The following is an 8,182-nucleotide window of genomic DNA, read 5'->3' as shown; positions in this document are numbered from 1 at the left end:
GACTCTTGACGTTGCGATAGAAGTGTATAAATCTATAGGAATGATTTCAAAGTGAAAAGAGACGATAGCAATATAAATTGCGGGTAAAAAAATCGCTATAATAAATCCTAAAAATCGTAATAAACGAAAAAACGATGCAATGAACCAATGTATATTATAGTCATCTGGAGTCTGAAAAAATCCAATTAAATTCATTGGGACAATCATCGCGCCAGGAGATCTATCAACTAATACTGCTATTTTTCCATCAAGTATATGATTTGAAATGGCGTCCGGACGTTCGCTTAAATAAGCCTGTGGAAAAGGAGTCCAATTTTGATCTTTTGTATAATTAGATAGTTCTCCAATGCCCAATACCGCATCCGTTTTAATATTACAGATTCTAGTTTCTATTTCTTGGACTACATCTGCGTTTGCTACATCACCTAAGTAAATTAAATAGACTGAAGAAGTGGCTCGTTCTCCAATCGTCAGCTTTTTGATTTTTAACTCTGTAGAAGGAATATATCGACGAATTAGGCCTATATTTTTTGTGGCATTCTCAATAAAACCATCATGTGAGCCTTTAATAGTAACTTCTGAAATCGGTTCTTGAATGGATCTCTCTGCCCAGCCTTTTGTATTTATTAGAAGTGACCGCTTTTCTCCCTCCATAAACATTACACATTGACCCTCAAGTAATCCTTCTTTAATTTCATTCCATGTATATACTATTTTGGTATGAGTAGCAATAATATTAGAATTAAATATTTGACTGTCTTCATTTACGTTTTGTAATAATGGTGTAACAACATTGCTTTTTAATGCGACACCATCTGTAAGGCCTTCAAAATAATATAATAAAATATTCGTGTTTGTTTTTAATTGCAAAGGATGTTCAATCAAATCTGCACTAATATCAAAGATGTTATCTAGTGTATCTTTAAGTTTTTGTAAGTTACTCGTTTGGATCTTTTCAATGGTTTTATCTGTCTTAGTTTCTAAGGTTTCTTCAATTAAGGACATGAGTTCACCTCTTAATATGTATAATAGTCCGTTTTTTTATTATTATTTTTCTATAATTAAATTTTATTCATTGAATTTAATTATTTTGAGAGGGATAAAGTAGAAAGTAGTTTTAAACTATCCTCACTTTCAATTCATTTAGGATATCTCCATAGTCCTTACGGTTAGAGGCCTTATCGCTTCATTCATTAGATTGATACTTGCGTTAATCTCCCTATCATGGTGTGTACGACAAGTAGGGCAGTATCATAGAGTTTAAACGTCTTTGTTTTGATATCCACAACAAGATCATAATTAGATCGAAGCAAATGTTTTCAATACGACAATAACTTGTTTGCCGTACCACTTGGGTTTGTATTCTAACATGGCTCGAAACTGTGACCATGATACCTCACTAATTGCTTTTGCTAACCTATGATTCTTTAATATATTCAATACTTACAAATCCTTTATATCGATAACATCATGATTTTTGATGATCTCAGTTGAGATTTTGTACAAGTAATATTTTCTAGTATTTTCTATATGTTCATGAATTCTAGCTACTTTTACTCGCTATTTATTCCAGCGAGAAGATTCTTTCGTTCGTCTAGAAAGAATAAGTTGTGCTTTCGCTAACTTCTCTTCTAATGATCGAAAAAAATTCGGAATTTTCTAGGTCATTCCATCTGACAAAATGGCAAAATCTTATAGTTCTACAGCCATTTCAATGTAAGAATTTGTTTTTGGAAGTTCTTGCACTTCTGTTTCAACTAATAGTGACACGATTCATCTCCCATTGGAGTTCCTTGAGGAAGGAGTCTTCTAGGAAAAAATGATAATTATTTATTGAAATTTCAATATACGAATGTTTAATTTTAAAATATCTGTGTATTTTTATTAATTGATTTTATGGAATTTGGGGATTTATATGATTTAATCCACTTAAAACGGTATTTTAAGTGGATTAAGAAATTATTCCCATTTTTATTTTTCTTTATTTTCTAATAACATATGCTATAATGAAAAAAACTAAAATTTCGACATTTTTCGTCAAAAAAGGAGAGTGCTCTATGAAACAATCATTAACCTTGAAAGAAACAATCCCTATTGGACTTATGCTGTTTGCAATATTTTTTGGTGCAGGTAATATGATATTCCCTCCATTATTAGGATATTCATCTGGAACGAATATTTGGATATCGATTTCGGGATTTGTTGTGAGTAGTATTGGACTTCCATTACTAGCCATCGCTGCTATTTCCCTTTTTGATGGAAATGTTAGTACCCTTGCTAGTAGGATTCACCCCGTCTGTGGTGTTATTATTCCTCTTATCATTTATTTAGCAATTGGCCCTTTTTTCGCCATTCCTCGTACAGGCACTGTTTCATATGAAATGGCTGTTGCCCCCTTTTTAAGTAACACCATGCAAAATCAATGGTATATATTACTTCTGTACACATTTGTATATTTCGCCATAACGTATTATCTATCTTTAAATCCCTCTAAATTGGTAGATAGAATTGGAAAATATTTAACCCCGCTGTTACTAATCATGATTAGTATTATTATTGTTAAAGCAATTTCTTCACCAGTTGGATCTATTTCAACACCCTCTGATTCATATCAGGAAGCTCCTTTTTTCAAAGGATTTATTGAAGGATTTTTAACAATGGATGCCCTTGCTGCTCTCGTATTTGGAATTATCGTAATTAACGCTATAAAAGAAAAAGGTGTTACAAATAAAAAATCAATTGCTAAATCTACTATAGTAGCAGGGCTTATAGCCGCACTTGGATTATCTATCATATATATATCACTTGCTTATATTGGAGCTACTTCTCAAACATTTGGCACATTTGAAAACGGAAGTGTGTTATTAACAAATGTAGTACAACATTTATTTGGGCAATATGGTCTTTCCTTATTAGGAATTACAATGTTATTCGCATGTTTAACTACATCTGTAGGACTCGTTTCAGCATGTGGGAGATTTTTCACAACACTATTTCCAAATATTCCTTATAACAAAATCATTTTAATTATTTGCTTATTTAGCTTTGGAGTATCAAACCTTGGTTTGTCTATGCTAATTAAACTTTCCCTACCTATCCTAATTGTTATCTATCCTGTAGCAATAGTGTTAATTATTCTCGCTTTTTTTGATCGTTATATAAAAGATAAGCAGGCTGTCTATGTTGGATCAGTTTTAGGAGCATTACTGATTAGTATAATACAAGGATTAGAAACAGCAGAACTGGCTAGTGACTCGCTGCTTACTTTCATGCAACAAGTTCCTTTATATAATGAAGGAATGGGATGGGTTTTAATAGCCTTACTTGGTGGTTTGATCGGTTTGATGATTTCTGGAAGAATTAAACAATGTTCTACTACGTAAGATCATTAAGGAAATTGTAATCATTGGAACAATGTAACTCTAAAAAGACGTCGGATTCGTGTACAAAGAGAAAATATATAAACGAAAATAGTATCTGAGTGCTAATAAAAAAATTTGAAGATCATGTTTCCGCTTATTTTTTTGTCAAACTGAATTCACGTTTTTTTAGATAAATATATTCATTAGAATAAGGGGGATTAATCATATGGATTTCATCAAAGATGTAATCACTTCCATCCACAAATTCATTGGAATAACAAATGAATTTTTATGGGGTTACATCCTAATTGCTCTTTTAATTGGGATTGGATGCTATTTTACAATTAAGACAAGGTTTGTACAATTTCGCTATATTGGTGAAATGATTCGCTTACTTAGTGATGGCGCAAGTTCCTCAACTCGTAAAGCACAAAAAGAAAAAAATGGAGTTTCTTCTTTTCAAGCATTTTGCATGAGTACAGCTTCTCGCGTTGGTACAGGAAACTTAGCCGGTGTAGCAATTGCGATTTCCACCGGCGGACCCGGTGCAATATTTTGGATGTGGCTTATCGCATTAATTGGGGGAGCTTCTGCATTTGTAGAAAGTACACTTGCTCAAATATACAAAGTAAAAGATGGTAATAAATTTCGAGGCGGTCCAGCTTACTATATGGAAAAAGGATTAAATAAACGTTGGATGGGAGTTGTTTTCTCAATTTTAATTACAGTTTGCTTTGGTCTGGTATTTAATGCTGTTCAAGCGAATACAGTTTCACTAGCGTTTGAAAGCGCATTCAATCTGGAACCTAAAATTGTCGGCTGTATACTAGTTGGTTTAATCGCACTAATTATTTTTGGAGGCGTAAAACGGATTGCTCGTGTTGCAGAAATGATTGTACCATTTATGGCGATTCTTTATGTTGGTGTTGCACTATTTGTGGTTATTACAAATATTACGCAAGTTCCTATTCTATTTAAAGAAATTTTGCTGCATGCTTTTGGTATTAAGGAAGTTGTAGGCGGAGGACTTGGTGCTGCGATTCTTCTAGGAGTAAAGCGTGGTTTATTTTCAAATGAAGCTGGTATGGGAAGCGCTCCAAACGCAGCTGCGACTGCCAATGTTACTCATCCTGTTAAACAAGGATTTATTCAAACGCTTGGTGTTTTTACTGATACACTAATAATTTGTAGTTGTACTGCATTTATGATCCTTCTATCCGATATGCACAATTCTACAGACTTGAATGGAATTCAATTAACACAAGAAGCATTAAAAACCCATATCGGTCCATGGGCACCTACCTTTGTAGCGGTAGCAATTTTTCTATTTGCCTTTAGTTCTCTCGTTGGGAACTATTACTATGGTGAAACAAACATTGAGTTTTTAAGTGGTAGTAAGACATTATTAATGATATATCGTATTTCAGTAATTGGTATGGTAATGCTCGGTTCTATAGCTACAATTCAAATTGTATGGGATATTGCAGATCTATTCATGGGGATTATGGCCATTTTCAATCTCATTGCAATTATTTTCCTTGGAAAATATGCTTTCTCTGCACTCAATGATTATATAAGACAAAAGAAAGCTGGAAAAGATCCGATTTTCTATGCAACTAATATTCCTAATTTAAAGAATACTGAATGCTGGAACAATGAAAAAAACAAACAAAAGATTGGTTAACAAAGATATTTACTTAAATACAGAGGAGTCAATTTCTAGGATTCTGAAGACGCACTTTTATTCAGGTCGTTTATTAAATACAGATTATGAACACAGCTATCAAGTTGAGGAAATAGAGAATTTTGATAATTAGAATACAATTAATAATGAGGAAAAGGACGTATTAGTGATGCAGTGCATTCAAACAAATAACCTAGAACAATTGTTAGAGCAAGTACAAACATATACAAAAAAAGGGGAACTGGCTACTTATATCCCAGAACTAGGAAATGCGAATCTAGATGATTTAGGGATTGCAATTTATCATAAAGAGACAGATTATATTCATGCCGGTAACTCAGAAACGCTCTTTACACTTCAAAGTATTTCAAAAGTAATTACGCTTGCACTTGCGCTTTTAGAATGCGGCGAAGAGTATGTATTTTCTAAAGTTGGAATGGAGCCAACTGGTGATCCATTTAATTCTATTATTAAATTAGAAACAGCTAGCCCCTCTAAGCCACTCAATCCAATGATTAACGCAGGAGCACTAGCAATTACAAGTATACTAGCAGGGGATAGTAATGACGAGAAGATGGAACGGATTCTTTCCTTTGTGCGTGATATTACGGATAATCCTACCATTAATTACTCTTTAAAAGTAGCCGCCTCTGAATTAGGAACAGCTTATTTAAATCGCTCTCTTTGTTACTACATGAAGCAAAATGATATTATTCATGGAGATGTGGAGGCGTTAATGGATTTATACACAAGACAATGTGCAATTGAGGTAAACTGTATTGATTTAGCACGGATAGGTTTAATTTTTGCAATGGATGGATATGATCCATATAGAAAAAAACAAATTGTTCCGAAACATATAACAAAAATTTGTAAAACCTTTATGGTCACATGTGGTATGTACAACGAATCTGGTGAATTTGCAATTCGCGTAGGGATTCCCGCGAAGAGTGGCGTTTCCGGTGGAATATTCGGCTGCGTAAAAGGAGAAATGGGAATTGGTATTTTTGGTCCCGCTCTAGATGCAAACGGAAATAGTATAGCTGGTATTAAAATACTAGAGCTACTTTCCTTAAAAGAATGCTGGAGTATCTTTTAGGTTTTTAGTACTAATTATATAAAGATAGATGAAAAATTCTAAATAGCATCTTACTCAAATTAAAGGAATTCTGATACAAAGTCAGCAAAAAGCTAAAAAGAGACATGGATAAAGGGATTGAAGCATTTCAATCTATATATATAAATGAGACTGCAGTTCGTGACCACGCTGCAGTTTCATTTATATAAAATTGCATAAGATTTAATAACGCTAAATCTAAATTTTTATCTTTTAAGAACCTTTATACCAGAATTACCTATTTACACAATGGCTGAGTGAATATATATGAAATTGGCTGGTTTCTATTTTAAACATATACTCTATTATATAGATATACACAAATAGATTAGGGAGTTACTAGCAATATGACAGAGATAGAAATTATTAAATCAAAAGAAAAATTAACCATTACATGGCAAAGCGCAATAATCAATATTTCTTTAGAGGATATCGTTGAGGTTAATACAAATAATACTATTACGAACACTATCAAAGTGGTAAAGGTCGGTAGAGAGCTTGAATTTTCAGAAATAGTTGTTATTAGAACAAAAAAATTAGATTATAAATTATTTACAACTAATAAATTAACACTGCTAAATAAAATCAACTTTTAACTTGCAAAAAGTTCTGATGTGAATTTTTCTAAGTATTTTATAATAAAGCACGACAAGGTTCCCTATAGATAGGCTAAATTATCAAAGAATCTTGGCGGAGAATTTATGAATAAACTGTAATGACAGACATGAAAAATGGTTTAAAAATCAATTTTAATTATATAAAAATTACACATCTAAATATAACAGGATTAAGTCCTGTAAACTAATTATAGAGCGTTTAAATTAAAATTCATCTTCCAAAATTAGATTACCGGCATCATTATCTTTCGTCAATCGCTGATTCAAATAATTTTCTTTCGTAGTACGATCATTTTTATGACCTACTGCAGCTGCAATAATATGAGGTGGTAATCCTTTGTAATCATATAAGTACTGTACATAAAAATGTCTAAAGAAGTGGGGGGTAATTCCGATATTTTCTGTAAAGGGTAGCTGAGTATCCTTAATAATTTTAGAAATATATTGTGACAAATAATTCTCTCTATAAGCAGTATGGTTTTTAGTTTGAAATACTGTTCCACCATTTCTATTCCCAATGTCTATAGGTAATCTTCTCCGCATTCGAAATGCGGCAATCCGATTGAAAATTTCCTTATTAATAGAAACAATCCGCTCATTATCTCCCTTTGTATCAACCTTTAAATAATATCGTCCGCGTATAGCGTCATATTCAAGATCATCCCACTTTGCATGTGCGACTTCTGCAACACGTAACCCTGTAGTAGCTAGGACTGACAATAAAGCGTAATTGATTTCATTATCCTTGTAGTAATGAAGCAACTGTTTTACTTCCTCATATGATAACTCCCGTTTAGGTTTATGTTGTTTATTTACAGTTGTACTTAGTATCTCAACATGTAGAGGTTCCTGAATATATTGGATTTCATATAGCCATTTCAAATAGGAACGAATAACACCAAGCTTTCTACTAATTGTAGATGGCTTGTATTTATTTTTAGATTGATAGGAGATTGCCTCTTGAGACAACCATTTTTGATAATTACGGATATGTCGTTTTCTAAGGTTTCTCCAGACTTGACCAACTTTATAATCTTTTACATCTTTCTGTAGAAATTCCACACTTTGTTTAATAAAGAAATAAAACTGACTTAGATCACGTGCATATAGGGTTCTTGATGCATCCTTAATCCGTTTTTCTTGGTCAAAATGTTTTTGTCGATTCAAGTAGTAGTACAATATTTCTTCATCTGAAAACCCTTCATATGTATATGAATCTTCTCTTTCATTATTTTCCTTTTTTACTTCCGCTTCATTTATATAACCAAGGTTCCATAATGCAATTATGTTTGTAAAATTTTGTTTTTGTTTCTCTATGTTTTCTAAAGAATTCTCACTATGAAGAGTATCTAATTCAAGTTTCAATGTTATTCAACTCCTTATAAATTTCTTTTATATAAAA

At 32.5% G+C, this 8,182-nt stretch carries 6 protein-coding genes and 1 pseudogene; 4 read left to right on the top strand and 3 right to left on the bottom strand.

Features of this window, described 5'->3' with window-relative positions; all coding sequences use genetic code 11:
* On the bottom strand, positions 1–1,005 hold a 1,005-nt coding region (locus tag RBB48_RS31230; protein ID WP_306008825.1), incomplete at its 3' end, for a spore germination protein.
* A 138-nt stretch (positions 1,006–1,143) separates the two neighbouring features.
* Positions 1,144–1,770: pseudogene (locus tag RBB48_RS31225) on the bottom strand (RNA-guided endonuclease TnpB family protein); the annotation flags it as partial.
* A 287-nt stretch (positions 1,771–2,057) separates the two neighbouring features.
* Here RBB48_RS31225 and brnQ point away from each other — a divergent pair.
* From brnQ to RBB48_RS31205, 4 genes are all read left to right on the top strand, one after another.
* Positions 2,058–3,383, top strand: a complete 1,326-nt coding sequence (gene brnQ, locus RBB48_RS31220; RefSeq protein ID WP_306008824.1) for a branched-chain amino acid transport system II carrier protein — start codon at positions 2,058–2,060, stop codon at positions 3,381–3,383.
* A gap of 205 nt (positions 3,384–3,588) precedes the next feature.
* On the top strand, positions 3,589–5,046 hold the full coding sequence (locus RBB48_RS31215; protein WP_306008823.1) for an alanine/glycine:cation symporter family protein: 1,458 nt from the start codon (positions 3,589–3,591) through the stop codon (positions 5,044–5,046).
* A gap of 169 nt (positions 5,047–5,215) precedes the next feature.
* Entirely contained in the window at positions 5,216–6,145 is a 930-nt protein-coding gene (gene glsA, locus RBB48_RS31210) for a glutaminase A (protein WP_097861640.1), read from the top strand.
* 365 nt (positions 6,146–6,510) lie between these two features.
* Positions 6,511–6,759 (top strand): SunI/YnzG family protein, encoded by a 249-nt coding sequence (locus RBB48_RS31205; protein ID WP_306008822.1) that lies wholly within the window; start codon positions 6,511–6,513, stop codon positions 6,757–6,759.
* 225 nt (positions 6,760–6,984) lie between these two features.
* On the opposite strand, the gene RBB48_RS31200 is transcribed toward RBB48_RS31205, so the two are convergent.
* On the bottom strand, positions 6,985–8,145 hold the full coding sequence (locus tag RBB48_RS31200; RefSeq protein WP_306008821.1) for a tyrosine-type recombinase/integrase: 1,161 nt from the start codon (positions 8,143–8,145) through the stop codon (positions 6,985–6,987).
* Positions 8,146–8,182 lie beyond the last annotated feature (37 nt).

The sequence above is a fragment of the Bacillus sp. MMSF_3353 genome (assembly GCF_030733445.1).
Lineage (GTDB): Bacteria > Bacillota > Bacilli > Bacillales > Bacillaceae_G > Bacillus_A > Bacillus_A wiedmannii.
The sequence above is the reverse complement of the archived record's forward strand: the minus strand, read 5'-3'. Positions and strand labels throughout refer to the sequence as shown.

Bases quoted from the DNA above. Each gene is read 5' to 3' on its own strand.
- brnQ (WP_306008824.1), top strand. From the start codon at position 2,058: ATGAAACAATCATTAACCTTGAAAGAAACAATCCCTATTGGACTTATG.
- RBB48_RS31215 (WP_306008823.1), top strand. From the start codon at position 3,589: ATGGATTTCATCAAAGATGTAATCACTTCCATCCACAAATTCATTGGA.
- glsA (WP_097861640.1), top strand. From the start codon at position 5,216: ATGCAGTGCATTCAAACAAATAACCTAGAACAATTGTTAGAGCAAGTA.
- RBB48_RS31205 (WP_306008822.1), top strand. From the start codon at position 6,511: ATGACAGAGATAGAAATTATTAAATCAAAAGAAAAATTAACCATTACA.